This window comes from Streptomyces sp. BL1 (assembly GCF_057628045.1).
Map to the genome: position 1 here is coordinate 5273551 of NZ_JBXYWZ010000002.1, position 25188 is coordinate 5298738.

At 70.7% G+C, this 25188-nt stretch carries 25 protein-coding genes; 16 read left to right on the forward strand and 9 right to left on the reverse strand.

Annotated features, from left to right (window positions below; all coding sequences use genetic code 11):
• Window positions 1–20: 20 nt before the first annotated feature.
• On the reverse strand, window positions 21–872 hold the full coding sequence (locus tag AC3AGO_RS23125) for an HAD family acid phosphatase (protein ID WP_487822138.1): 852 nt from the start codon (window positions 870–872) through the stop codon (window positions 21–23).
• Window positions 873–1140: 268 nt separating this feature from the next.
• Between AC3AGO_RS23125 and AC3AGO_RS23130 the strand changes: the two genes are divergently transcribed.
• The 9 genes from AC3AGO_RS23130 (at window position 1141) to era (ending at window position 9850) form a co-directional block, all read left to right on the forward strand.
• On the forward strand, window positions 1141–2082 hold the full coding sequence (locus AC3AGO_RS23130; protein ID WP_487822139.1) for a 5-dehydro-4-deoxyglucarate dehydratase: 942 nt from the start codon (window positions 1141–1143) through the stop codon (window positions 2080–2082).
• Entirely contained in the window at window positions 2079–3425 is a 1347-nt protein-coding gene (locus tag AC3AGO_RS23135; protein ID WP_487822140.1) for a glucarate dehydratase family protein, read from the forward strand. The genes AC3AGO_RS23130 and AC3AGO_RS23135 overlap by 4 nt, the downstream gene beginning before the upstream one ends.
• 310 nt (window positions 3426–3735) lie before the next feature.
• Window positions 3736–4890: a carbohydrate kinase family protein gene (locus AC3AGO_RS23140; RefSeq protein WP_487824776.1), complete on the forward strand. Its 1155-nt coding sequence runs from the start codon at window positions 3736–3738 to the stop codon at window positions 4888–4890.
• 92 nt (window positions 4891–4982) lie between these two features.
• The gene (locus tag AC3AGO_RS23145) at window positions 4983–6077 is read left to right on the forward strand and encodes a PhoH family protein (protein WP_487822141.1); all 1095 of its coding nucleotides are present in this window, start codon (window positions 4983–4985) and stop codon (window positions 6075–6077) included.
• A gap of 12 nt (window positions 6078–6089) precedes the next feature.
• Complete coding sequence (gene ybeY / locus AC3AGO_RS23150; protein WP_487822142.1) at window positions 6090–6590, forward strand: rRNA maturation RNase YbeY; 501 nt, start codon at window positions 6090–6092, stop codon at window positions 6588–6590.
• On the forward strand, window positions 6587–7966 hold the full coding sequence (locus AC3AGO_RS23155; RefSeq protein ID WP_487822143.1) for a hemolysin family protein: 1380 nt from the start codon (window positions 6587–6589) through the stop codon (window positions 7964–7966). Before ybeY ends, AC3AGO_RS23155 begins: the two co-directional genes overlap by 4 nt.
• Before the next feature lie 74 nt (window positions 7967–8040).
• Window positions 8041–8403, forward strand: coding sequence for an MmcQ/YjbR family DNA-binding protein (locus AC3AGO_RS23160; protein WP_487822144.1), 363 nt, complete (start codon window positions 8041–8043; stop codon window positions 8401–8403).
• Window positions 8404–8485: 82 nt separating this feature from the next.
• The gene (locus tag AC3AGO_RS23165) at window positions 8486–8839 is read left to right on the forward strand and encodes a cytidine deaminase (RefSeq protein WP_487822145.1); all 354 of its coding nucleotides are present in this window, start codon (window positions 8486–8488) and stop codon (window positions 8837–8839) included.
• Window positions 8840–8905: 66 nt separating this feature from the next.
• Window positions 8906–9850 (forward strand): GTPase Era, encoded by a 945-nt coding sequence (era, locus tag AC3AGO_RS23170; RefSeq protein WP_487822146.1) that lies wholly within the window; start codon window positions 8906–8908, stop codon window positions 9848–9850.
• A gap of 45 nt (window positions 9851–9895) precedes the next feature.
• Here era and AC3AGO_RS23175 read toward each other — a convergent pair whose 3' ends face one another.
• Window positions 9896–10162, reverse strand: a complete 267-nt coding sequence (locus AC3AGO_RS23175) for a protealysin inhibitor emfourin (RefSeq protein ID WP_487822147.1) — start codon at window positions 10160–10162, stop codon at window positions 9896–9898.
• Window positions 10163–10197: 35 nt separating this feature from the next.
• On the reverse strand, window positions 10198–11286 hold the full coding sequence (locus AC3AGO_RS23180) for a M4 family metallopeptidase (RefSeq protein ID WP_487822148.1): 1089 nt from the start codon (window positions 11284–11286) through the stop codon (window positions 10198–10200).
• Between the two features lie 297 nt (window positions 11287–11583).
• On the opposite strand from AC3AGO_RS23180, the gene leuA reads away from it, so the two are divergent.
• From leuA to AC3AGO_RS23195, 3 genes are all read left to right on the forward strand, one after another.
• Window positions 11584–13302, forward strand: a complete 1719-nt coding sequence (leuA, locus tag AC3AGO_RS23185) for a 2-isopropylmalate synthase (protein ID WP_487822149.1) — start codon at window positions 11584–11586, stop codon at window positions 13300–13302.
• Between the two features lie 133 nt (window positions 13303–13435).
• Window positions 13436–14134, forward strand: coding sequence for a TerB family tellurite resistance protein (locus AC3AGO_RS23190; protein WP_487822150.1), 699 nt, complete (start codon window positions 13436–13438; stop codon window positions 14132–14134).
• Between the two features lie 194 nt (window positions 14135–14328).
• Window positions 14329–17655: a tetratricopeptide repeat protein gene (locus AC3AGO_RS23195; protein ID WP_487822151.1), complete on the forward strand. Its 3327-nt coding sequence runs from the start codon at window positions 14329–14331 to the stop codon at window positions 17653–17655.
• Here the strand turns inward: AC3AGO_RS23195 and AC3AGO_RS23200 are convergent.
• Together AC3AGO_RS23200 and AC3AGO_RS23205 are read right to left on the reverse strand one after the other, a co-directional pair.
• Window positions 17641–17850 (reverse strand): DUF397 domain-containing protein, encoded by a 210-nt coding sequence (locus tag AC3AGO_RS23200; protein WP_487822152.1) that lies wholly within the window; start codon window positions 17848–17850, stop codon window positions 17641–17643. The two genes, AC3AGO_RS23195 and AC3AGO_RS23200, sit on opposite strands and share 15 nt — an antisense overlap.
• Window positions 17831–18685: a helix-turn-helix domain-containing protein gene (locus AC3AGO_RS23205; protein WP_487822153.1), complete on the reverse strand. Its 855-nt coding sequence runs from the start codon at window positions 18683–18685 to the stop codon at window positions 17831–17833. The genes AC3AGO_RS23200 and AC3AGO_RS23205 overlap by 20 nt, the downstream gene beginning before the upstream one ends.
• 180 nt (window positions 18686–18865) lie before the next feature.
• On the opposite strand from AC3AGO_RS23205, the gene AC3AGO_RS23210 reads away from it, so the two are divergent.
• The 4 genes from AC3AGO_RS23210 (at window position 18866) to AC3AGO_RS23225 (ending at window position 21551) form a co-directional block, all read left to right on the forward strand.
• Complete coding sequence (locus AC3AGO_RS23210; protein WP_487822154.1) at window positions 18866–19111, forward strand: hypothetical protein; 246 nt, start codon at window positions 18866–18868, stop codon at window positions 19109–19111.
• Entirely contained in the window at window positions 19108–19503 is a 396-nt protein-coding gene (locus tag AC3AGO_RS23215; protein ID WP_487822155.1) for a hypothetical protein, read from the forward strand. Before AC3AGO_RS23210 ends, AC3AGO_RS23215 begins: the two co-directional genes overlap by 4 nt.
• A gap of 349 nt (window positions 19504–19852) precedes the next feature.
• Complete coding sequence (gene recO, locus AC3AGO_RS23220) at window positions 19853–20638, forward strand: DNA repair protein RecO (RefSeq protein WP_487822156.1); 786 nt, start codon at window positions 19853–19855, stop codon at window positions 20636–20638.
• Between the two features lie 103 nt (window positions 20639–20741).
• Window positions 20742–21551: an isoprenyl transferase gene (locus AC3AGO_RS23225; protein ID WP_487822157.1), complete on the forward strand. Its 810-nt coding sequence runs from the start codon at window positions 20742–20744 to the stop codon at window positions 21549–21551.
• Window positions 21552–21795: 244 nt separating this feature from the next.
• On the opposite strand, the gene AC3AGO_RS23230 is transcribed toward AC3AGO_RS23225, so the two are convergent.
• The 4 genes from AC3AGO_RS23230 to AC3AGO_RS23245 all read right to left on the reverse strand — a co-directional run bounded on the left by AC3AGO_RS23230 (window position 21796) and on the right by AC3AGO_RS23245 (window position 25110).
• Entirely contained in the window at window positions 21796–22218 is a 423-nt protein-coding gene (locus tag AC3AGO_RS23230; protein WP_487824777.1) for a Fur family transcriptional regulator, read from the reverse strand.
• A gap of 79 nt (window positions 22219–22297) precedes the next feature.
• Entirely contained in the window at window positions 22298–23218 is a 921-nt protein-coding gene (locus AC3AGO_RS23235) for a metal ABC transporter permease (protein WP_487822158.1), read from the reverse strand.
• Window positions 23215–23979 carry a metal ABC transporter ATP-binding protein gene (locus tag AC3AGO_RS23240; protein ID WP_487822159.1) on the reverse strand — a complete coding sequence of 255 codons (765 nt, stop codon included), beginning with the start codon at window positions 23977–23979 and terminating at the stop codon, window positions 23215–23217. The genes AC3AGO_RS23235 and AC3AGO_RS23240 overlap by 4 nt, the downstream gene beginning before the upstream one ends.
• A gap of 120 nt (window positions 23980–24099) precedes the next feature.
• Window positions 24100–25110 (reverse strand): metal ABC transporter substrate-binding protein, encoded by a 1011-nt coding sequence (locus AC3AGO_RS23245; RefSeq protein WP_487822160.1) that lies wholly within the window; start codon window positions 25108–25110, stop codon window positions 24100–24102.
• Window positions 25111–25188: the final 78 nt, after the last annotated feature.

The following is a 25188-nucleotide window of genomic DNA, read 5'->3' on the forward strand; positions in this document are numbered from 1 at the left end:
GCGTCGTACGACAGTGACGCTCAGGGAAGGTAGTACATCGGGTTCGGGATCTTGTACGTCTTTGCCGCGTGCCCGCCCCGGAGGTCGCTGTACTGGTCGCCGAAGTTGCCCAGGATGTCGTAGCCCTGCGACTCGATGTGCTTCCGGGTGCCCGACTTGTACTCGATGGTGGTGCAGTCCGCGCCGCAGGACAGGTAGGGCGGCGGGTTCTCCTTGTTCTTCAGGTAGAAGTGCGTCTTGTCGACGGGGGCCTTGTAGCCGGCGTTCTTGAGGTTCCGTACGCTCCAGTCGCGCTGGTGCTCCTTGCGCCCGGTGAGGAAGAAGACCGTGACGCCCTTGCTGTGCGCCCAGTTGACGAGCTTCTTCATGCCGAATACGGGGTGCATGTCGGTGGTCCGCAGGTAGTCGTCCTGCGCCTTGTCGGAGAAGGCGTAGTCGACGCGGCGTTCGAAGTTGTACGTCAGCAGCGTCGTGTCGTCGACGTCCAGCACGATGGCGGGCTTCCCGGAACCGGAACCGGAACCCGAACCGGAACCGGAAGCAGGACCGGAACCCGAACCCTTCGAATCCGACCCGCCCTCCAGCGCATGCCGCAGATCCCGCTGCGCCCCCGCCGCGATGCCGCGGGTCTGCTCGGCGTACGCGCTCTTCGGCGACGCGTAGTGCTCGCCGTCGGAGGTCTCGGTGTCGCCGTAGTACGCCTCGATGCGGTCCTTCACCTTGTCGAGGTTGGGGATCTCCTTGTCGCTGCGCGGCACCGCGTGCTCCGCCGTGGCCTGGCCGATGCCGAAGAGGGCGGTGCCGGCGACCGCTGCGGTGACCGCCGCGGCGGCGAGGCGCGTGCGCTGCGTACGAAGGGAGAACCGGGCCATCTGTGCACTCCTGACGGTGAGTCGGACATGACATTGGGGCTGCTGACCGAAGGGAACGTAGCAGCCACTCAGGCCCCTATCTACGCGCGGAGATGCAACATTTTGTTAAATGCTCGCCCGCCGGGAGCAGTGGCCCCGAAGAGATCGCCGGCCGTCACCGGCCCGAGGCGCGCCAATGAACGCCCAACGCACCTCTTGACCCCGGGTGTTCGGCATCCATAGCCTCCATTCTCATACATGGACGTCATCTACATACGGAGACTCCCTGATGACGAACGCAGCGCGCACCGCGGCCCGGCTGCGCGACGGAATGGACCGCAGCGTCCTCTCGTTCCCGCTCACCAGCTTCGCCCGTGACGGTTCTCTCGACGCGGACGGCTACCGCGACTATCTGGCCGGGCAGGTCGCCACCCGGCCCGGCGCGCTCTTTCCCGCCTGCGGCACAGGCGAGTTCTTCTCCCTCGACGAGGACGAGTACCGCGAGGTGATCACGGCGGCCGTCGAGGCGGCCGACGGTACGCTGCCGGTCGTCGCCGGGGTCGGCTACGGGTGGGCCCAGGCGGCACGCTTCGCGGCCATCGCCGAACAGGCGGGCGCCGACGCCGCGTTGGTGCTGCCGCACTATCTGGTGAAGGGGCCGCAGGAGGGCCTCGTCGGCCAGCTGCGGCAGCTCGCCTCGCGTACGGACCTGCCGCTGATCGCGTACCAGCGGGACCAGGTCGCGTACACCCCCGAGTCGCTGCGCGCGATCGCGGAGATCCCGAACGTCATCGGGCTGAAGGACGGGCACGGCGACCTCGACCGGCTCCAGCGCCTCACCCTCTCCGCGCCGGACGGCTTCCTCTTCTTCAACGGCGCCTCCACGGCGGAGATGCAGGCCAAGCCGTACGCGACGGTCGGCGTGCCCGCGTACTCCTCCGCCGTGCACGCCTTCGCGCCGGAGATCGCCGACGCGTTCTTCACCGCCCTGCACGCCGGCGACGACGCACAAGTCGACCTGCTGCTGCGGGAGTTCTACGTACCGCTCGTCGAACTGCGGGACCGGGTGCCCGGGTACGCCGTGTCGCTGGTCAAGGCCGCGGCGCGGCTGCGCGGCCGCCCGGTGGGGCCGGTCCGTGCGCCGCTCACCGACCCCGTGCCCGCCGACCTCGACGAGCTGGAGAAGCTGCTGAACACGGGACTGGACCTCATCACCGGAGCCGCCCGATGACCGCATCGGCCCAGCACACCGGCCCCGCGCCCTCCGGTGCGGCCCCGGCCCCCGCGTCCCTGACGGTCACCGCCGTACGGCTCACGCCGATCCTCATCGCCGACCCGCCGCTGCTCAACACGCAGGGCGTGCACCAGCCGTACACGCCGCGCCTGATCGTCGAGGTGGACACCGCCGGCGGGCACACGGGGCTCGGTGAGACGTACGGGGACACCAAGTACCTCGATCTGGCACGGCCGTTGGCCGAGCGGCTGCCCGGGCATCGGATCACGGATCTGAACGGGCTCGTGGAACTCGCCGCGTCCGTCGAGGTGGACGCCGACCGCGTCGCCGGCACCCTCGATGTGGGCGGGCAGCGTGGAGTGCAGACGGCGGACAAGCTGCGGCTGTCCGTCGTCTCCGCCTTCGAGGTCGCCTGCCTCGACGCCCTCGGCCACGCCACGGGGCTGCCCGTGCACGCCCTGCTCGGCGGCAAGGTGCGCGACCGCGTCGACTACAGCGCGTATCTCTTCTACCGCTGGGCCGGACACCCCGGCGGCGCGGGCGAGCCGGACGACTGGGACGCGGCGACCGGTCCGGCCGGCGTCGTCGAGCAGGCCCGGCGGCTCGTACGGGAGCACGGCTTCGGCTCGTTCAAGCTGAAGGGCGGCGTGTACCCGCCCGACGAGGAGATCGCCGCCGTCCGGGCGCTGGCCGAGGCGTTCCCCGGCATGCCGCTGCGGCTCGACCCCAACGGAGCCTGGAGCACGGGCACTTCGCTGAAGGTCGCCAGGGAGCTGCGGGACGTCCTCGAATATCTGGAGGACCCCACCACCGGAACAGCGGCCATGGCGGAGGTCGCCGCGGGTGCGGAGGGGCTGCCGCTCGCCACCAACATGTGCGTGACCACCTTCCCGGAGATACCCGAGGCCTTCACCACGGGTGCCGTACAGGTGGTGCTCAGCGACCACCACTACTGGGGCGGCCTGCGCAACACCCGTGAACTGGCCGCCGTGTGCCGTACGTTCGGCGTCGGCGTCTCCATGCACTCCAACACCCACCTGGGCATCAGCCTCGCCGCCATGACCCATGTCGCGGCCACCGTGCCCAATCTGCACCACGCCTGCGACAGCCACTACCCCTGGCAGACGGAGGACGTCCTCACCGAGCGGCTGACGTTCTCGGACGGCGCCGTCACCGTCTCCGACGCGCCGGGACTCGGCGTCACCCTCGACCGCGAGAGGCTCGCCGTGCTGCACCGGCGCTGGCTGGACGACGACGGCCGGATGCGGGAGCGGGACGACGCGGCGGCCATGCGTACCGCCGACCCGTCCTGGACGGCCCCCACCGTCCCCCGCTGGTGACGGCGGCCCCGCGCCCCGCTTCGGGGCGCGGGAAACGGCGCGAACAAGGGGCGCGGGGAACTGCGCAAACCCCAGCGGGTCCGCACCCGTGAACGCTCACCCCCCGAGCCCGAACCGGCACACCAAGCGGCACCCGCAACGGCACCCGAACCGGCACACAAGGTGGCACCTCGGCGCAGAGGCAACGTACGGCACACTGGCAGCACCGCGACGACAGGACGGTCGGGGAGCACAGGGCAGGCCGTACGGAGGGTGCGAAGTGAGCGGGACGGGAGCGGACACGGGCAGCGGCGGCGCCGACGGCGGACGTGTGCCGCCCGGCGCCGCGGCAGGGCCGGGCGGCTGGTTCGACCCGCTCGCCGCGCAGCGCGGCCCCGGTGACCCGCAGTGCGACGTCTACCTCACCGGGACCGTCTTCCTCGACATCGTCTTCACCGGCCTCGACTCGGCCCCCGTACGCGGCACCGAGACCTGGGCCCGCGGCATGGGCTCCAGCCCCGGCGGGGTCGCCAACATGGCGACCGCGCTGGCCCGGCTCGGCCTGCGCACCTCCCTGGCAGCGGCGTTCGGCGACGACATGTACGGCGACTACTGCCGCGAGTCCCTGGAGCGCGGCGAGGGCATCGACCTGGCGCTGTCCCGCACTGTGCGCGGCTGGCACTCGCCGGTGACGGTGTCCATGGCGTACGAGGGCGAGCGCACGATGGTCTCCCACGGCCACGCGGCGCCGCCCACCGGCGAGCGCCCGCCCGCCGACTCGGCCACCGCGTACGACCCGAGCGCGCCCGCGTGCCCGCCGCCCGCGCGGGCCTGCGTGGCGTCCCTGGTGCCCGGCGGACAGCAGGAGTGGATCGCCACCGCGGCCCGCGCCGGCAGCCGGATCTTCGCCGACGTCGGCTGGGACGAGACGGGCCGCTGGGACCTCGCGGGCCTGCCGGGACTGGGGCACTGCGAGGCCTTCCTGCCCAACGCCGGGGAGGCGATGCGCTACACCCGCACCGACTGCCCGCGCGCCGCGGCCCGCGCGCTCACCGAGCACGTGCCGGTCGCCGTCGTCACCCTCGGCGCGGAGGGCGCGTACGCGGTCGACGGCCGTACGGGGGAGACCGCCGAGGTCCCCGCGATCGGCGTCGAGGCGCTCGATCCGACCGGCGCGGGCGACGTGTTCGTCGCCGGCTATGTGCTGGGCTCCCTCGCCGGGTGGCCGCTCGCCGACCGCACGGCCTTCGCGGGACTCACCGCTGCGCTGTCCGTGCAGGAATTCGGCGGTTCGCTGTCGGCGCCCGGCTGGGCGGAGATCGCGGCCTGGTGGCGGCACGTGCGCGCGTACGCCGACCAGGACCCGCGTACGCAGCGCCGGTACGCCTTCCTGGACACGCTGCTGGCCGGCTGCGGCAACCGCGGTCCGCTGCCCCGGGCCGTTCCGACCATCGGCTTCCGTCCCGGGCCACCGCCCGGCAGCTAATTGCTTGCCGGGCTGTCACCGCCGCGTCGTAGTCTGGGTATCGAAGGTGCCGCACAGCACAGAGAGGGATGAGCAGGCCCCAGAGGCCGCCCATGACGCAGACAACGACCAACCAGTCCGGGAGCGAGCAGGAGACGGCGCGCTTCTCGGTTCCCGCCAAGCACCCCATGGTCACGGTGCTCGGCTCCGGCGACTCCCTCCTCCGTGTGATCGAGGGGGCCTTTCCCTCCGTCGACATCCACGTCCGGGGGAACGAGATCACCGCCTCCGGCGACGCCTCGGAAGTCGCCCTCATCCAGCGGCTGTTCGACGAGATGATGCTGGTGCTGCGCACCGGCCAGCCGATGACGGAAGACGCCGTGGAGCGTTCCATCGCGATGCTGCGCGAAGGGGGGAACGGCAGCGGTGAGCAGGGCAGCGAGACGCCCGCCGAGGTGCTCACGCAGAACATCCTCTCCAACCGCGGCCGCACGATCCGCCCCAAGACGCTCAACCAGAAGCGGTATGTCGACGCGATCGACAAGCACACCGTCGTCTTCGGCATCGGCCCCGCCGGCACCGGCAAGACCTATCTCGCCATGGCCAAGGCGGTGCAGGCCCTGCAGGCCAAGCAGATCACCCGCATCATCCTGACCCGCCCCGCGGTCGAGGCCGGCGAGCGGCTCGGCTATCTGCCCGGCACGCTCTACGAGAAGATCGACCCCTATCTGCGCCCGCTCTACGACGCGCTGCACGACATGCTCGACCCCGACTCCATCCCCCGGCTGATGGCGGCCGGCACGATCGAGGTCGCGCCCCTGGCGTACATGCGCGGTCGTACGCTGAACGACGCGTTCATCATTCTCGACGAGGCGCAGAACACCAGCCCCGAGCAGATGAAGATGTTCCTGACCCGGCTCGGCTTCGACTCGAAGATCGTCATCACCGGTGACGTCACGCAGGTCGACCTGCCCGGCGGCACCAAGAGCGGTCTGCGCCAGGTGCAGGACATCCTCGACGGCGTCGACGACGTGCACTTCTCGTATCTGAGCAGCTCCGACGTCGTCCGCCACAAGCTCGTCGGCCGCATCGTCGACGCCTACGAGCGTTACGACGAACGCAACGGCACCACCAACGGCACCGGCAATCCGAAGGCGGGGTCCGCCGACGACGGCGGCCACCGCGGCTCCGGCAACAGAAAGCGCTGAGACACCCGCACCATGGCGATCGACGTCAACAACGAATCCGGCACGACAGTCGACGAGGACGCCCTCCTCGACATCGCCCGCCACGCCCTGGGCCGGATGCGCATCCACCCGCTCTCCGAGCTCTCCGTGATCGTCGTCGACGCCGACGCGATGGAGCAGCTGCACCTGCAGTGGATGGACCTGCCGGGCCCGACCGACGTGATGTCCTTCCCGATGGACGAGCTGCGGCCGCCCGCCCGGGACGAGGAGGAGCCCCCGCAGGGCCTCCTCGGCGACATCGTGCTCTGTCCCGAAGTGGCGGAGAAGCAGGGCGCGGACGCGCCCACGGAGCACTCCATGGACGAGGAGCTGCAGCTGCTCACCGTGCACGGTGTGCTGCACCTCCTCGGCTACGACCACGAGGAGCCCGGCGAGCGCACCGAGATGTTCGGGCTGCAGGCCGCGATCCTCGACAGCTGGCGCGCCGACCGGGGCCTGGAGGGCCCCTCCCCGGCGCCCACCACCACCTCGTGACCGCCCAACTCATCGCGTGGGCCGTGCTGCTGGTGGTGGTGGCATGGCTGGCGGCCTGTGCCGAGGCCGGTCTGGCCCGCACCACCAGCTACCGCGCGGACGAGGCCGTCCGCCAGGGCCGGCGCGGCGCCGACCGGCTGGCGCTGGTCGCGGACGACCCCACCCGCTATCTCAACCTCGCGCTGCTGCTCCGCGTCGCCTGCGAGGTGGCGGCCGGCGCGCTGGTGACGTACGCGTCGCTGCGTGCCTACGACACGACGTGGCAGGCGCTGACCGTCGCCATCGCCGTGATGGTGCTGGTGAGTTACGTGGCGATCGGCGTCTCGCCGCGCACCATCGGACGCCAGCATCCGCTGAACACCGCCACCGCCGCCTCGTACGTGCTGGTGCCGCTGGCCCGCATCCTCGGCCCCGTGCCGCAGCTGCTGATCCTCCTCGGCAACGCGCTGACGCCCGGAAAGGGCTTCCGCAAGGGCCCGTTCGCGAGCGAGGCGGAGCTGCGGGCGATGGTCGACCTGGCCGAGCAGGAGTCCCTCATCGAGGCCGACGAGCGGAAGATGGTGCACTCCGTCTTCCAGCTCGGCGACACCCTCGTGCGCGAGGTGATGGTGCCGCGCACCGATCTGATCACCATCGAGCGGTTCAAGACGGTCCGTCAGGCGCTCACCCTGGCGCTGCGGTCCGGGTTCTCCCGGATCCCGGTGGTGGGGGAGAGCGAGGACGACGTCGTCGGCATGGTCTATCTCAAGGACCTCGCCCGGAAGGTGCACGTCAGCCGGGAGGCGGAGGGCGACCTCGTCTCGACGGCGATGCGTCCCGCCGCCTTCGTGCCGGACACGAAGAACGCCGGCGATCTGCTGCGCGAGATGCAGCAGGACCGGAACCACTGCGCGGTCGTCATCGACGAGTACGGCGGCACGGCCGGCGTCGTCACCATCGAGGACATCCTCGAGGAGATCGTCGGCGAGATCACCGACGAGTACGACCGTGAACTCCCGCCCGTCGAGGACCTGGGGGAGGGCCGCTACCGGGTCACGGCGCGGCTCGACATCGGCGACCTCGGCGAGCTGTACGGGCTGGTCGGGCTGGACGACGAGGACGTGGAGACGGTGGGCGGGCTGCTCGCCAAGTCCCTCGGCCGGGTGCCGATCGCGGGTGCGAAGGCCACGGTCGACGTGACGGAGGACCGCTCCGACCCGGAGCTCACCGCGCTCCGGCTGACCGCGGAGTCCCCGGCGGGCCGCCGGAACCGCATCGTCACGGTGCTGGTCGAGCCGGTCCGCGAGTCCGCAGAGGACGCGGACGGCAAGGACGGCAAGGACGGTACGGACCCGGAGCCGCCCCGGGCCCCGGCCCCCTCCGACGGCGCTCCCTGACGTACGCGCGGACGCCCGGGGCGGTGGGGCGCGGTACGGGGCGGGCTGTCGTACCCCGTCGCCATACTGGGGGCATGACTCCGGACGAGCTGAGGGGCCGCTGCCTCGAACTGAACGGCGCGGCCGAGGACTTCCCCTTCCCGCGCGCCCCCGGTCTGTCGACCTTCAAGGTGCGCGGGAAGATCTTCGCGATCAGCGCTCTGGACGACGAGCCGCTGCGGGTGAGCCTGAAGTGCGAGCCGGAGCTCGCACTTCAGCTGCGGGAGGCCCATGCCGCGGTCACCCCCGGCTATCACCTCAACAAGCGGCACTGGAACACCGTCCTGCTCGACGGCTCCCTCCCCGACGACCTGGTCGGCGACCTGATCGAGGACTCCTACGACCTCGTCGTAGCAGGACTGCCCCGCCCCGAACGCCTACTCCTGGACCGGCCCTGAGGACGGGGCCGGCCTGTCGGGCGCCCGGCACCCGGGAGGCCCTGGAGCGGCTTGGTGGGGGCGAGCGCATATCCTCGCCGGTATGAGTGACCAGGCGCTGGACCCCGAAGACCGCAAGATCCTCACGTTGGCGCGCAGTGCCCGCGCCCGCAATGCCGTCCCCGAGGGCGCGGCTGTGCGCGACGAGACGGGCCGTACGTACGTGGCCGGTTCGGTCGCGCTGCCGTCGCTGCGGCTGAGCGCGCTGCAGACCGCCGTGGCGATGGCCGTGGCGTCCGGCGCCAAGTCGCTGGAGGCGGCCGCCGTCGTCTCCGAGACGGAGCAGGTGCCGGCCGAGGACCTGGCCGCCGTGCACGACCTGGGCGGGCCGGCCGCTCCGGTGCTGCTGGCGGGCCCGGACGGCGAGCTGCGGACGAGGACCACGGCGGGCGGCTGACCCTCCGCAGGGGCGGGGCCGGGCCGCTGGTCCGGACCCCGCTCACGATCGGGGACAATGGACGCCATGAGCGCACCTTCCCCCGCCCCCGAAGCCACGCCGCACCGTTCGGGCTTCGCGTGCTTCGTCGGCCGTCCCAACGCGGGCAAGTCGACCCTGACGAACGCCCTCGTCGGCACGAAGGTCGCGATCACCTCCAACCGGCCGCAGACCACCCGGCACACGGTGCGCGGCATCGTGCACCGTCCCGAGGCGCAGCTCGTCCTCGTCGACACCCCCGGTCTGCACAAGCCGCGCACCCTGCTGGGCGAGCGGCTGAACGACGTGGTCCGTACGACCTGGGCCGAGGTCGACGTGATCGGGTTCTGTCTGCCGGCCGACCAGAAGATCGGCCCCGGCGACCGCTACATCGCGGCCGAACTGGCCGAGCTGAAGCGCGTCCCGAAGATCGCCGTCGTCACCAAGACCGACCTGGTGGACTCCGACACCCTCGCCACGCAGCTCCTCGCCGTCGACCAGCTCGCCCGCGAACTCGGCTTCGAGTGGACCGAGATCGTGCCCGTCTCGGCCACCGCGGACCGGCAGGTGCAGCTCCTCGCCGACCTGCTGTCCCCGCTGCTGCCCGAGGGCCCGCCGCTGTACCCGGACGGCGACCTGACGGACGAGCCCGAGCAGGTCATGATCGCCGAGCTGATCCGGGAGGCGGCGCTCGAGGGTGTCCGCGACGAACTGCCGCACTCCATCGCGGTCGTCGTCGAGGAGATGGCGCCGCGCGAGGGCCGCCCCGCGGACAAGCCGCTCATCGACATCCACGCGGAGCTGTTCCTGGAGCGCCCCAGCCAGAAGGGCATCGTGATCGGCCCCAAGGGCAAGCGCCTCAAGGAGGTCGGCAGCCGGTCGCGGAAGCACATCGAGGCGCTGCTGGGCACGCCCGTCTATCTCGACCTGCACGTGAAGGTCGCGAAGGACTGGCAGCGGGACCCGAAGGCCCTGCGCAGGCTGGGCTTCTGAGCGTCGGCCGCCGGCCGCCGGTGCGCCCCCGCGGGGGCGCGTGTGTCAGCTCCCTTCCTTGAGCACCAGGCTGATCAGCGTCGACTGGGTCCCGGAGAGCCGGGGGTCGGCGCAGTAGCCGACGTCGCCGTCGGCGTCGATCTCGTAGTGGAAGCCGTCCGGGACTCCTATGGGGCGTTCGCCCTTCCCCTGGGAGACGGCCTCCCGGGCCAGGGCCGCCAGGTCGTCCGCGTCCGGGCGGCCCACCGTGTCGAGGGTGGCCCGGCGGGTCAGTCCGCCGAAGCCTCCGGTACGGGTCACGGAAATTCGCATGGGCCCATCTTCACCTCCCAACGGGCGGAATGCGGCTAGCCGTTCTTCGCCGGGGTGACGCCCACCTGGGACCAGGACTTCACGACGGCGTCGTGTTCCGTGCTGCCCTCGCCGTACCTGCCGGCCGCCTTGGTCAGCGTGACGCCGGCGAACTCGTCGAACTCCGCGGTCTTCGAGAGCTGACCCGACGTCAGCGTGTCGTACCAGATCTGGCCCGCGCGCTCCCAGGCGTGGCCGCCGAGTTCCGTAGCGAGGACGTAGAAGGCGTGGTTGGGGATGCCGGAGTTGATGTGCACGCCGCCGTTGTCGCTGCCGGTGTGGACGTAGTCCTCCATCTTCGCGGGCTGTGGGTCCTTGCCGAGGACGTCGTCGTCGTACGCCGTGCCGGGGGCCTTCATGGAGCGCAGCGCCACGCCCTCCACGCGGTCGGTGAGCAGTTCGGCGCCGATCAGCCAGTCGGCCTGGTCGGCGGTCTGGCCGAGCCCGTACTGCTTGATGAGCGAGCCGAAGACGTCGGACACCGACTCGTTGAGCGCGCCGGACTGCGAGAAGTACTCCAGGTTGGCGGTGTACTGCGTGACGCCGTGGGTGAGTTCGTGCCCGATGACGTCGACGGGGAGGGTGAAGTCGCGGAACAGTTCGCCGTCTCCGTCGCCGAAGACCATCTGCTTGCCGTCCCAGAAGGCGTTTCCGTACTTCTCGTCGTAGTGCACCGTCGCGTTGAGCGGCAGGCCGGCGTTGTTGATCGAGTAGCGCTTGAACGCGGCGAGATACAGCTCGAAGGTGGCGCCGAGGCCCGCGTACGCGCGATTCACGCTGGCGTCCTTGGACGGCTTGCTGCCCTCGGTGCGGACCTTCTTGCCCGGCAGGGTCGTCTTCTGCTGCGCGTCGCAGATCGTCCGGTTGGGCTTCTTCTCGGCCTTCGGGTCCACGGCGCCCGGCGGCGTCGCGTATTCCATCCGCACCGTGGCGGTCCGGCGGCGGGTGCGCTCGGCGGCGTCCCGCTCCAGGGTGCGGCGTGCGGTGTCGGCCAGCGCGGCGTCCGGCCCGCGGGCGATCCGGTCGAGGAGGTGGGGCGGAACGATGGTGCAGAACACGGGGTTTCGTGTGGAGTGTGGCTTCATACTCCGCAATGTGGCACTGAGGCATGATGCTGTCACCGCCCGGCGCCATGATTCGTTCGATGGTGTACGTCGCGCGCAGGGGGCAGGCCTCGTCCCGCATGCTGATACGGGTCTGGCCGCATCGTCCGGCTCCGTTAAGATGGCCGCACCATGCGTTACGGGCTGCTTCTCCTTAGCTGCCGCGGCGAGGGTCTGTAGTCAGAAGGCCGACCCCCTCCCCGCGGAGTCCGGTGCTGCCGTCGGCCCTCGAAGCCCACTCGCGCGGAGCGCACTCCGCGATCAGGAGCCCCACGCATCATGCGGAATCTGCAGAAGCCCTCCGGAATGCCCTTTCACAAGTACGGCCAGTACGAGGCCGTCGGCATTCCCGACAGGACCTGGCCGAACAACCGCATCACCCAGGCCCCCCGCTGGCTCTCGACCGACCTGCGGGACGGCAACCAGGCACTGATCGACCCGATGTCCCCCGCCCGCAAGCGGGAGATGTTCGATCTGCTGGTGAAGATGGGCTACAAGGAGATCGAGGTCGGCTTCCCCTCCTCGGGCGCCACCGACTTCAACTTCGTGCGTTCCATCATCGAAGAGGACGCCATCCCCGAGGACGTGACGATCTCCGTCCTCACCCAGGCCCGCGAAGAGCTGATCGAGCGGACCGTCGAGTCCCTGAAGGGCGCGCACCGGGCGACGGTCCACCTGTACAACGCGACGGCGCCGGTCTTCCGCGAGGTCGTCTTCCGCGGCACCCGTGATCAGGTCAAGCAGATCGCCGTGGACGGCACCCGGCTGGTCATGGAGTACGCGGACAAGCTGCTGGACGACCGCACCACGTTCGGCTACCAGTACAGCCCGGAGATCTTCACGGACACCGAGCTGGACTTCGCGCTGGAGATCTGCGAGGGCGTCATGGACGTCTGGCAGCCGGAGGCCGGCCGCGAGATCATCCTCAACCTGCCCGCCACCGTGGAGCGTTCGACTCCGTCCACGCACGCCGACCGGTTCGAGTGGATGGGCCGCAACCTGTCGCGGCGCGAGCACGTATGTCTGTCCGTACACCCGCACAACGACCGCGGTACCGCGGTCGCCGCGGCCGAACTGGCCGTCATGGCGGGCGCGGACCGCGTCGAGGGCTGTCTGTTCGGGCAGGGCGAGCGCACCGGCAACGTCGACCTGGTCACCCTGGGCATGAACCTCTTCTCGCAGGGCGTCGACCCGAACATCGACTTCTCGGACATCGACGAGATCCGGCGCACCGCCGAGTACTGCAACCAGATGGAGATCCACCCCCGGCACCCGTACGCCGGCGACCTCGTCTACACCGCCTTCTCCGGCTCCCACCAGGACGCCATCAAGAAGGGCTTCGAGGCGATGGAGAACCGCGCCGAGCGCGACGGCAAGACGGTCGACGACCTGGAGTGGGCCGTCCCGTACCTGCCCATCGACCCGAAGGACGTGGGCCGTTCGTACGAGGCCGTGATCCGGGTCAACTCGCAGTCCGGCAAGGGCGGTATCGCCTACGTGCTGAAGGGCGAGCACAGCCTGGACCTGCCGCGCCGCATGCAGGTCGAGTTCTCGAAGATCATCCAGGCGCGTACGGACGCGGACGGCGGCGAGGTCACCCCCGCCGACATCTGGGACGTCTTCCAGGACGAGTACCTGCCGATGCCCGACAAGAGCTGGGGCCGCATCGCGCTGCGCCACGCGCAGACGTCCAGCACCGCGGACGGCCGTGACGCGCTCACCGTCGAGGCCACCGTCGACGGCGAGGACATCGTGCTGCAGGGCGCCGGGAACGGTCCCCTCGCCGCGTTCTTCGACGCGCTGCAGACCATCGACGTCGACGTACGGCTGCTGGACTACGTCGAGCACACGATGAGCGAGGGCGCCGGCGCACAGGCCGCCGCCTACATCGAGTGCGCCGTCGGTGACCAGGTCCTGTGGGGCGTCGGCATCGACGCCAACATCGTCCGCGCCTCCCTCAAGGCCGTCGTCTCGGCGGTCAACCGCGCCTCGCGCTGATAGCTCGCACGAGTGGGGCGGGACCACCGGTCCCGCCCCATTCGCGTACGGGGTACTGACGGGGCGTCGGGTATGTGGTTAACATCACGTTCACAACGGCAGCGTTGCCGAATCGTGACGGAGGTGCGGCGTGATGCGTTCCCGTTCCCGCGAGAGTGACCGCCTTCGCGCCCGCGTCCGCAGCCTCGCCGGTACCCGCACCGTGTGGCACACCGTCGCCGACGGCGACTTCTTCTGCCCCGGCTGCGGCGGCGACCGCAGCTACCGCCGCCGGGCCGGACGCCGCCGCTTCGTCGTCCTCGGCATGCCCGTGCTCTCCCGCGGCGCCGCGGAGCCGGTGCTCGAATGTGCCGCCTGCCAGGAGCACTTCAGCCCCGACGCGCTCGACCACCCCACCACCACGCGGCTCTCCGCGCTGCTCCGCGACGCCGTGCACGCCGTCGCGCTCGCGGTCCTCGCGGCGGGCGGCGCCGAGTCCCGTCCCGCCCGTGAGGCCGCCGTCGACGTGGTGCGGGCCGCGGGCTATCCGGAGTGCACCGAGGACCAGTTGACGGCTCTCCTCGCCGCGCTGCGGCACGGATTCGACGACGGGGAGGGCGGCTCGACGGGCGTGCCCGTCGAGATCGAGCTGCACGAGGCCCTCGCCCCGCTCGCCCCGCATCTCGCCCCCGCCGGGCGCGAGAGCCTGCTGCTCCAGGGCGCGCGCATCGCGCTGGCCGACGGGCTGTACCGGGCGCGCGAGCGGGTCGTGCTGACGGCGATGGGCGACACCCTCTGCATCCCTGCCGAAGACGTCGACCGCCTCCTCGCGAAGGCCCGCATGCCCTCCTGAGCTCCACCGGTTCCGGACCGCTTACCGTCCCCACCGGGCTGCTTCCTGCTACGGGCTGCCCTCTGATTGCCCCTGCCCCGCGCCGGGGCCCGCCGGCCTGGAAACCGCCCGCGGCGGAAAGCAGCCACGGGCGCGAAGTGCCGGCGGCTATTCTCACGGGAACGGAACCGGAGCGCGGCGGAGGGAAACACCGCATGGGCCGTGCGCAGCCGTCGATGCAGGAGATCATCCGGGGGCGCCGCCGTGCCGGCTTCGTGGGCCGACGCGACGAACTCAACGCCTTCCGAGTGAACTTCGGCATCCCGCCCGAGGACGAGCGGCACCGTTTCCTCTTCCACATCCACGGCGATGCGGGCGTCGGCAAAACCTTCCTCGTGCGGGAGCTGGAGCAACTGGCCGTCGAACACGGCGCGTTGACGGCGTACGTGGACGAGGCCGTCGGCAGCGCGCCGGAGACGATGACGGCGCTGAGCGCGGAATTCGCCCGCCAGGGCCACCGCTTCAAGGTGCTCGACCGGATGCTGGCCGCGCACCGGGAACGCCGTCACGAGGCCGAAGCCGCATCGGTCGCCGCGCTGGAGACCGAGACCGCATCAGAGCCCGAGCCCTCCGCGGTCAGCATGACAGCCGCCCGTGCGAGCCTCGTCGGCCTTGGCATGATGCCGGGTGTCGGCCCCTTCGCAGGCGCCGTCGACCCGGTCCGGCTTGCGTATGGAGCTGACCGGCTGCGAGCGGGCCTGAGTGCCCGCCTCCGCAGTCAGGACGACGTACAGCTCGTCCTCTCTCCGGAACGCGTCCTCACCCCCGTACTCCTCAAGGAGCTGGCCGAAGCCGCCGAGTCGGTCTCCTGGCTGGTCCTCTTCTTCGACACGTACGAGCGAACCGCGCCGTTCCTGGACGGCTGGCTGCAGGACCTGATGACCACGGACCGGTACGGGACCCTCCCCGCCAACGTCGTCGTCGTGACGGCCGGACAGCGTCCCTTCGACACCGCCCGCTGGGGCGATTACGCGGACTTCGTGACGGACGTGCCGCTGTCCCCCTTCACGGAGTCCGAGGCACGCGGACTCCTCGCCGAAAAGGGTGTGTTGGCCGAGCCCGTCGTGGAGGAGGTCCTGCGTCTTTCCGGCGGACTCCCGGTCCTGGTCTCCACCCTCGCGGAGAGCCGCCCCGCGGACCCGGACGACGTGGGGGACCCCAGCGCCACGGCTGTGGACCGGTTCCTCAAGTGGGAGCGGGACCCGGCACGCCGCGCCGTCGCCCTCGCCTGCGCGCTGCCGAGACGCCTGGATGCGGACGTGTTCCGGGCTGCTGTGGAGTGCACGGAAGGGGAGGCGGCCCCGCTATTCGCCTGGCTCCGCGCCCTTCCCTTCGTCAGCGACCGCCCCGACCGGGTCCAGTACCACGCCGTCGTACGGGCTCCGATGCTGCGCCTCCAGCGGGCGCATTCCCCGCGTGGCTGGGCGGAACGGCATACGCGGCTCGCGGAGACGTTCGCGGGGTGGCGGACGGAGTACGAAGAGGGCCGCACGGAACGGGAGTTGTGGTCCGACGAGGAGTGGCGGGAGCTGCGCCTCGCGGAGTCGTACCACCGGCTGTGCGCGGGGCCGCGCGCGGCGCTTCCCGCCATCCTGCGCGATGTCCCCAACGCCTGCGAAGCGGGCGAGGCCGCCGCCCGCCAGTGGGCCCAGGTGCTCACCGAGGCGGGGGAGGATGCCGATGCGGAAGCGGTGGGCCGGTGGGGCCGCAGCCTGGACGTCGCCTTGACGGAGGGCGGCGTCCTCGCCGCGCTCCAATTGCTCCTGAATCGGGCGGACTTCGATGCACGGGGGCAGGCGTACGTGCGGATGCTTCGCGGGCGGGAGTTCCGCAGGAGCAGCGAGCTCGAGCGGGCACTGGCCGAGTACGACCGGTCCCTCGCGCTCGATCCGGAGCTGGCGTGTGCGCACTTCGGCAGGGCAGTCGCCCACATGCTGCGGAAGGACTACGCGACCGCGCTCACGGACCTGGGCTGTGCCGTAGCTCTCGAACCGGGGAACGTCGACCATCTCTCTATGCACGGCGAGTGCCGACGACTGCTGGGGCAATACGACCAAGCCGTCAGGGAACTGACCGATGTGCTGGAACTCTGCCCGTCCCACGCACATTCCTGGGCCTCGCTCGGGGCCAGCCGGCACAGCCTCGGCAGCCACGACCAGGCGCTCACATGTCTCGACCGTGCACTGGAGATCGACCCGGAGTACGTGTGGGCGCTGGTGCGCAGGGCTCGGGTGCGGCGGGCCCGCATGGAACGCACCCACCAGTTGGCCGACTTGGACCGGGCTGCCGAGCTGTCCCCCGAATCAGCGCTCGTGGCGTGCGAGCGAGGGGATGCCCTGCGGTTGTCGCAGCGGTACGAGGAGGCTCTCAAGGAGTTCGATCGCGCTCTCCGCATCGAGGACGGGTACACCTCGGCGTATGCGAGCCGCGGCGCCACATACGCGGGTTTGCACCGAACCGAGGAGGCCCTTGCGGACCTGAGTCGTGCGCTGGAGCTCGATCCGGACTATGGCTGGGCGCTCATGCAGCGTTCCTCAGTGCACGGCATGCGACAGGAGTACGAGGAGGCACTCCTCGATGTGGACCGGGTCGGCGAACTCATGCCGGACAGCGCATGGGTCCTCGGTCGACGCGGAGATGTGCTGCGGCGTCTGGGAAGGCCGGCAGAGGCACGAAGCGTCCTGGACCGGGCGTTGGAGATGGAGCCGGACGATGTCTGGTGCCTCGGGTACCGGGGCGCGGCGCTGCACGATCTCGGAATGTTCCGGGAGGCGTTGGGAGATCTGGACCAAGCCATCGGGTTCATGCCCGGTACCCCCTGGTTTCTCATACAGCGGGTTCTGACATGTCTGGCCGCCGGACGGCTGGAGCAGGCTGAGACCGACCTCGCGCGCTGTGCGGAGCTTGTAGCGGACCCGTCGTGGGCGCACCACAGGCGCGCCGAGATTCTTCTGCTGGACGGACGTCCCCAGGAGGCGGTGGCTGCGGTGCGCGCTGCTGTGACCTGTGGGGCCGTGGCGGACAACGGGGATCTGGAAGAGCTCGGGCGGGTGTACCGCAAACTGGGCCGGTGGAATCTCGCACGGCGCACAGCCGAGTGCTGGCGCACGAGGAGCGATGCGGACGGAATGTTCCGGCTCGCCCTGGCGGTATGCGGCTCCGAAGGCACGGCCGCTGCTCGTCCGCTGTGGCGAGAGGTCGCCCGGCGGGTGGATCCCTCGGAATGGCGCCCTGACGCGTACCTGTGCCGACGTGTGGTGATGGCCGCCGGTCTGGCCGACTGGTCCGTTCTTGATGCGGAGCTCAATCGGCTGTTCGTCTCGCCGCGTCAGTGGATTGACTTGGCGTGGCTGGCCGACACCCTCACCGAACTTCTTCACAGCTCCGGCGCCGACCGGCCCCGCCTAGCCCCGCGCCTCGCGGCGGTCGCCGGGGCGCGGGACGCGGTGCGGGCCAAGTACGCGGAGTCAGACGCGGGTTGAGCCCACGTGCCCGACGAAGGCTGCCCAGGCGTCGGCTCCGACGACGACGGCGGGCCCGTCGGGCACCTTGCTGTCCCGTACGGGCACGATTCCCCGCAGCCCCTCGGCGACCTCGACGCAGTCCCCGCCGCTGCCGTTGCTGTAGCTGCTCTTCCGCCAGACGGCGGCACTCAAGTCAGCCTGGTTGCTTGCCATTTCGGTAGTCCTCCGCCGCTGCCTCGATCATGGCCAGGGACGCCTCCGGTGATGCCGCGGCGGCCCTGAGCCGATCGTACGATCTGCGGTACTCCTTCACGAGTGCCGGTTCGTCGATGGTGTCGCCGCTGTGCAGCGACTCCGTATAGACGAGCGGAGGGGCGTCCGGGAAGGTCATGATCTTGGCTGTGCCGAGCATGAAGGGATGCGCTCCCGCGTTCCACAGGAGAATTTGTGGAACGATCCGCCGTGACCTCGCCAACCCCGCGACATGGTTCAGCTGTTCAGCCATCTGCTCCGGCGGGAGCACCGCCTGCCACAGCAGCGGCTCGTGCAGAACCACCCAGTATTCCGGCGTCTTGTGGTCGTCCTCAAAGAGGCGGGCCCTGGCCAGCCGGGCGTTGACCTTCGCGTCCACTTCAGCGGGCAGCTCCAGTGGATGCGTCGCCTGGACGACGGCCCGCGCGTACGCCTCGGTCTGCAACAACCCCGGGACCACGCTCGGGCACCACTCCTCGATGGTCTCGGCCCGCTTCTCCGCCTCCAGGGCCTTCTCGAAATACCCCGCGTGTCCGGCCTTCCTGGCCTTCCGTACGTCCTCGCAGCCGCGGCGGAAGAAGCCGTCGGTACGCAGCACCGTGTCGACGTGCTCCGCCAGATCGGACGGCATGCGCCGGGCGCCGCGCTCGATCTCGCTGAGGTGGCTGGCGCCGTAGAAACTGCCCTCGGCGAGCTGGTGCTGGGTGAGGCCGGCCTCCTCCCGCTTCCAGCGCAGTTCCTTGCCGAAGAAGGTGGGGAGGCTCGACGAGCCGTCGATGTCCTTGGGGCGTGGCATGGGTTCACCGCCGTGGGTCCGCGACCGATTCCTGTCGGGCCCGGCGATTCCACGCCATTCCACAGTCCTGCTCGGCCATTCCACAGATCACGGCCGGGAACCCGAACCCCTGTCACCGTACGTCGCCTGACGTCATTGTGTGAGCTGTTCGTCACACAACGCACAGGAAAGGTGCGGCACATGCGCGATCTTCACGGCCACCGGCAGGCCACCTCGGACTGCGAGGACGTCCACGCCTGCGTAGCGGAACTCCGTACGGTGCTGGCAGAGCACGGCATTACTCTGCCGTCGCTCGGCGCGGACCTGCTGACGCTCGCGGGCAACCCACTGGCACCCCTCGTGGAACTGGGCAGCTGCAATCTCGGCACCGCACGGAAGCTCGCCGCCGTACTCCGCACGGCGTGGCCGGAGGAGGCGCCACGATGACCGGCCGAACTTCCCCGGCGCGTCCCGTGCGGCAACGGGCCCGCGGACCCGCCGTACTGGGCCGCCTCCTCAATGCGCTGTTGCCGGGCAGGGGTTGGGGGCACCGGGTCGCCGGGCCGGAACGGGCACACGAGCCCCGTACCGCCTCCGGGCTGCGCCTCGTGTGGCGCCCGTGGGGTCCGCCGTACGGTCCCGTGCGCCGCGGGCCCCGTGGCGCCGGCTTCGACTGGGGGCCTGTGATCGATGCGGACGCGCAGCCGCTCGTGCGCCCCTATCTGATCGCGTACGAGCAGCAGCAGCGCCGTCGGGCGCTCGAACTCGCGCTGGACGGCATCGATGTGGGGCCCTGCGTCATCCACGGCGTGCCTGTCGGGGCGCGAGTCTGCGCGTAGGGGAGCTGTGTGTGAGAGGCCTGTGCGTCGGGTCAGTGCGTAACGTCCGCCTGCCGTCCGGCTGTGCCGTACGGGGGCCGGACATGACAGTCCCCGACAGTCCGCTCTGGTACTTCCCGCCTCGGTCGTCGCCGAGGGTCGGTATCGAGGGGCTGTCGGGGGCCTGGCCAGAGCCTGCTGAGCGTCTCCTGCCGGAAGACGTCTCCACCGGCGGTGCGGCTCTCCGGTTGTCTGGTGTTATTAACCAGTTTCCTCCTGGATTTGGCAGAGTTCAAGCCCGAATTCGGCAGAATCGAGGGGTTCCCGCCGCCCTTCCCGGGGGCTTCGGGGTGTGGGGGAGAATGGGCGCATGTCCCTGTTCCGCGACGACGGCATCGTGCTCCGTACCCAGAAGCTCGGCGAGGCGGACCGGATCATCACCGTTCTCACGCGCGCACACGGCCGCGTTCGCGCCGTCGCCCGCGGAGTGCGGCGCACCAAGTCGAAGTTCGGCGCCCGCCTCGAACCGTTCAGCCACGTCGACGTGCAGTTCTTCGCGCGCGGCAGCGAACTGGTCGGGCGCGGACTGCCGCTCTGTACGCAGACCGAGACGATCGCCGCGTACGGCGGCGGCATCGTCGCGGACTACGACCGGTACACCGCCGGCACGGCCATGCTGGAGACCGCCGAGCGGTTCACCGACCACGAGGGCGAGCCCAACGTCCAGCAGTATCTGCTGCTCGTCGGGGGGCTGCGCACCCTCGCGCAGGGCGCCCACGCGTCGGGCCTGATCCTGGACGCCTTCCTGCTGCGTTCGCTCGCCGTCGGCGGGTACGCGCCGAGTTTCGAGGACTGCGCCAAGTGCGGTCTGCCGGGCCCCAACCGCTTCTTCTCCGTCGCCTCCGGCGGAGTGATATGCGGCGACTGCCGGGTGCCCGGCAGCGTCGTGCCGTCCCCCGAGGCGCTGCGGCTGCTGGCCGCGCTGCTGACCGGGGACTGGGACACCGCGGACGCAGCCGAGGCGCGGCACGTGCGCGAGGGCAGCGGTCTGGTGTCGGCCTATCTGCACTGGCACCTGGAGCGCGGTCTGCGCTCCCTGCGCTACGTCGACAGGAAGGACCGCCTGGCACGCCCGGCACAGCCGGAACCGTCCTGAGTACCCGCCCTCTGGCCCGAGCCACCGCCTTTTAGGACGGGCGGCAGGTCAGCGGCTACCCTCGCCACTGCCCGCCGTCCCCGCACCCTGGAGCTGAACACCCATGGCACGTCGCGGAATGCTGTCACGGCAGCGACGCGAGTACGTCACCCCCGAGCCGCACCCCTCCGGTGCCCGCCCGCCGAAGATCCCCGGCGAACTGGTCCCGAACCACGTGGCGGTCGTCATGGACGGCAACGGCCGCTGGGCGAAGGAGCGCGGCCTGCCCCGTACGGAGGGCCACAAGGTCGGGGAGGGCGTCGTCATGGACGTCCTCAAGGGCTGTGTGGAGATGGGCGTCAAGAACCTTTCCCTGTACGCCTTTTCCACCGAGAACTGGAAGCGGTCGCCCGAAGAGGTCCGCTTCCTCATGAACTTCAACCGCGACGTCATCCGCCGCCGCCGCGACGAGATGGACGAACTCGGCATCCGCATCCGCTGGGTGGGCCGGATGCCGAAGCTGTGGAAGTCCGTCGTCCAGGAGCTCCAGGTCGCCCAGGAGCAGACGAAGGACAACGACGCGATGACGCTGTACTTCTGCGTCAACTACGGCGGGCGCGCGGAGATCGCCGACGCGGCGCAGGCGATAGCGGCGGACGTGAAGGCGGGCAAGCTCGACCCGGCGAAGGTCACCGAGAAGACCTTCCAGAAGTACCTCTACTACCCGGACATGCCGGATGTGGACCTCTTCCTGCGCCCCTCCGGCGAGCAGCGCACCTCCAACTACCTGATCTGGGAGAGCGCGTACGCGGAGCACGTCTACCAGGACACGCTGTGGCCGGACTTCGACCGCCGCGACCTGTGGAACGCGTGTCTGGAGTACGCGAAGAGGGACCGCCGCTTCGGCGGCGCGGACCCGGTCGTCAAGGAGTGACGACCGGGTGAAACCCGCGCCCTTCCGCGGTGGCGCGGCAGCCCCCTCTTCCCCGCCACAGCGGCGAGCCGCTGAGCGGAACCGGCCGGCGGCCTGAGCGCGAGCTGTGCTCGTCAACGCTCGGACCGCCGGCCGGTATCGCTGGGGTCACTTCCCGCTGCGGCGGGGAGGAGTTGGGGTCACTTCCCGCCGCGGCGGGAAAGGCAGGCGTAAGGGGCGTGCCCCGTACGGGAGTCGGGGCCGCTCAGTGGCGGCCCTGGGCGGCGGCGCAGTCGCCGCAGGTGCCGAAGATCTCGATCGTGTGGCCGACGTCGACGAACCCGTGCTCGGCGGCGATCGAGTCGGTCCACTTCTCCACCGCCGGGCCCTCGACCTCGACGGCCTTCCCGCACGCGCGGCACACCAGGTGGTGATGGTGGTCGTCGCTGTGGCAGCGCCGGTACACCGACTCGCCCTCGTCGGTGCGCAGCACGTCGACCTCGCCGGCGTCGGCGAGGGACTGCAGCGTCCGGTAGACCGTGGTCAGCCCGACGGAGTCCCCACGGTGCTTGAGCATGTCGTGCAGCTCCTGCGCGCTGCGGAACTCCTCGACCTCGGCGAGCGCCGCGGACACGGCCGCGCGCTGCCGGGTCGACCGGCCGCGTACAGGGGGACCTGCGGTGGCCACGCTGGCTCCTTCGTTCGTCGTGCTCATGGTGCTCACGCCTTGCCCGCACATTGTGCCAGGCGCGCACCAGGAGCGGGTCTTACGCCCGTACGGCGCCACTCCCCTCCTGCCGCGGGGCGCCGGACCGGTCCGGCGCTCCCGGTGCCGCGGACTCCTCCTGCGCGGCGAGCTCCCGCGCCCGCCGTGCCCGCCGCTTCGCGAGCGGCGCGGCCAGCGCGGTGACCACGGCGAAGACCGCGATGGCCAGGACGACGATGCTGCCGCCGGGCGGCACGTCGGCGTAGTACGAGGTGACCGTGCCGGAGACGGTGACCAGCACCCCCACGCCCATCGCACCCGCGAGTGTCATCGCGAAGCCCCGGGTGGCCTGCTGCGCGGCGGCCACCGGGATCACCATCAGCGCGCTGACCAGGAGCAGTCCCACGACGCGCATGGCGACGGTGACGGTCACGGCGGCGGTGACGGCCAGCAGCAGGTTCAGGACCCGCACCGGCAGCCCCGTCACGCGGGCGAACTCCTCGTCCTGGCACACCGCGAAGAGCTGCCGGCGCAGTCCGAGGGACACCAGGAGGGCGAACGCGGACAGGCACACGATGGCGATCACGTCGGAGTCGGAGACCGTGGTGATCGAGCCGAACAGATACGTGGTGAGGTTCGCGTTGGAGCCGTTCGGCGCCAAGTTGATGATCATGACGCCGCCGGCCATGCCGCCGTAGAACAGCATCGCCAGGGCGAGATCGCCGCGCGCCTTCCCGTACCAGCGGATCAGCTCCATGACGATCGCGCCGAGCGTCGCCACGAGCACGGCCATCCACACCGGGTTGCTGTTGAGCAGGAAGCCCAACGCGACGCCGGTGAGCGCCACATGGCCGATGCCGTCGCCCATGATCGCCTGGCGGCGCTGTACGAGGTAGATGCCGACGGCCGGCGCGGTGATGCCGACCAGCAGCGCGGCGAGCAGCGCGCGCTGCATGAACGGGAAGTCCAGCAGCTCGGTCACGTCAGAAGTCCCGTCTCGATCTTCGCGGCGGGCTCGGCGTCGCGGGTGGCGTCGTGCGGATGGCAGGCGGGGTCGTGCAACTGCTCGGGCCGGTCGACGCGTTCGACCTGCCCGTCGCGCAGCACCACCGCGCGGTCGATCAGCGGGGCCAGCGGCCCCAGTTCGTGCAGGACGAGCAGTACGGAGGTGCCCGCGGCGACCTGTTCGCGCAGCGCGCCCGCCAGCACCTGCTGGCTGTGCAGGTCGACGCCGGTCAACGGCTCGTCCATCAGCAGGAGTTCGGGCTCACCGGCCATCGCGCGGGCGATCAGCACCCGCTGGTGCTGGCCGCCGGACAGCGCGTTCACCGAGTCCTTCGCCCGGTCGGCGAGCCCCACCAGCTCCAGCGCCCGCTGTACGGCCCGCTTGTCTTCCTTGCCCAGCGGACCGATCCTGCGGCGCGCGAGCCGCCCCGCGGACACCACCTCGCGGACCGTCGCCGGCACTCCGGCGGCCGCGGTCGAGCGCTGCGGTACGTACCCGAGGCGCTTCCAGGAGCGGAACTTGGAGCGCGGCGTACCGAACAGCTCCAGGCTGCCGCCGGTGAGCGGCACCTGGCCGATCACGGCGCGTACGGTCGTCGACTTGCCGGAGCCGTTCGCGCCGAGCAGCGCGACGACCTCGCCGCGCCCCACGGTCAGGTCGATCCCGCGCAGCACGGGCCGCGCGCCGAGCGAGGCCGTCGCGCCGCGCAGGGATATGACGCTCTCCGGTGCGGTCATGGGCGTCCGCCTTCCTCCGTTGCCCCGGTGTGGCCGGGCGCTCCGTGCCGGTGTGCCCGGTGCCCGATTGTCCCCTGTGGTGTCACTTCTCGCGTGGTGTCACCGCGCTCTTGCGCGATGTCACTGTGCGCCGAGTGCGCCCTGCAGGGCGGTGAGGTTCCTCTCCATCTCGGAGAAGTAGTCGTCCTTCTTGGGGTCCTTGACGGTCTCCAGCGGGCTCAGCACGCCGGTCTTCAGCTGGAGGTCGGTGGCGAGCGTCTTCGCGGTCTTGTCGCTCGCGGTGTCCTCGAAGAAGACGGTCTTGACCTTGTCCTTCTTGGCGACGCCGTGCAGTTCCTTCATGCGGGCCGCGCTCGGCTCGGACTCCGGGTCGATGCCGGAGACGGCCTCCTCGTGCAGCCCGTAGCGCTCGGCGAGGTAGCCGAAGGCGGAGTGCGTCGTGATGAAGGTGTCGGACTTCTTGTCCTTGAGGCCCTTCTCGAAGCGCTTGTCGAGCGCGCCGAGGCGGTCGACGAGGGACTTGGTGTTCTTCTCGTACTCCGCCTTGTGCTTCGGGTCGGCCTTGGCGAGCTGCTTGCCGACGCCCTCGGCGACCTGCGCGTAGCGCACCGGGTCCAGCCAGACGTGCGGGTCGCCGGCGGCGGTGGAGTGGTCGTGCCCCTCGTGGCCCTCTTCGGCGTGCTCGTGGCCCTTCTCCCCGTGGCCCTTCTCCTCGTGACCGTGGCCCTCTTCGCCGTGTACGTCGTCGCCGTGCTGTTCGAGGGAGGTGTAGGAGGAGGCCTCGGCCACGTGCTCCGCGCCGGACTGCTTGATGCCCTCGTCGACGGCGGGCTGCAGGCCCTTGAGGTAGACGATCAGGCCCGCCTTGCTGAGGTCGCCGGTCTGCTGCGGGCTCAGCTCCAGGTCGTGCGGCTCGGTGCCGGGCTTGGTGAGGTTCTCGACGGTGACGTGCTTCCCGCCGATCTCCTGCGCGAGGAACTGCATGGGATAGAACGACGCGACGACTTTGAGCTTGCCGTTCTCCTTGCCGGCGCTCGCGGAGTCGCCGCCGCAGCCTGCGAGGGCGAGCGTGCCGAGGCCGAGTGCGGTGGTGGCTGCGGTGATCCGTATGAGGCGTCGTCGAGCGTTCATGACACTCATTTTCGGTCTAGTTGGAAACCGTTGTCAAATGCCTTACGGGGCGTGAGCGTACGGTGGGTCCGGGCATCT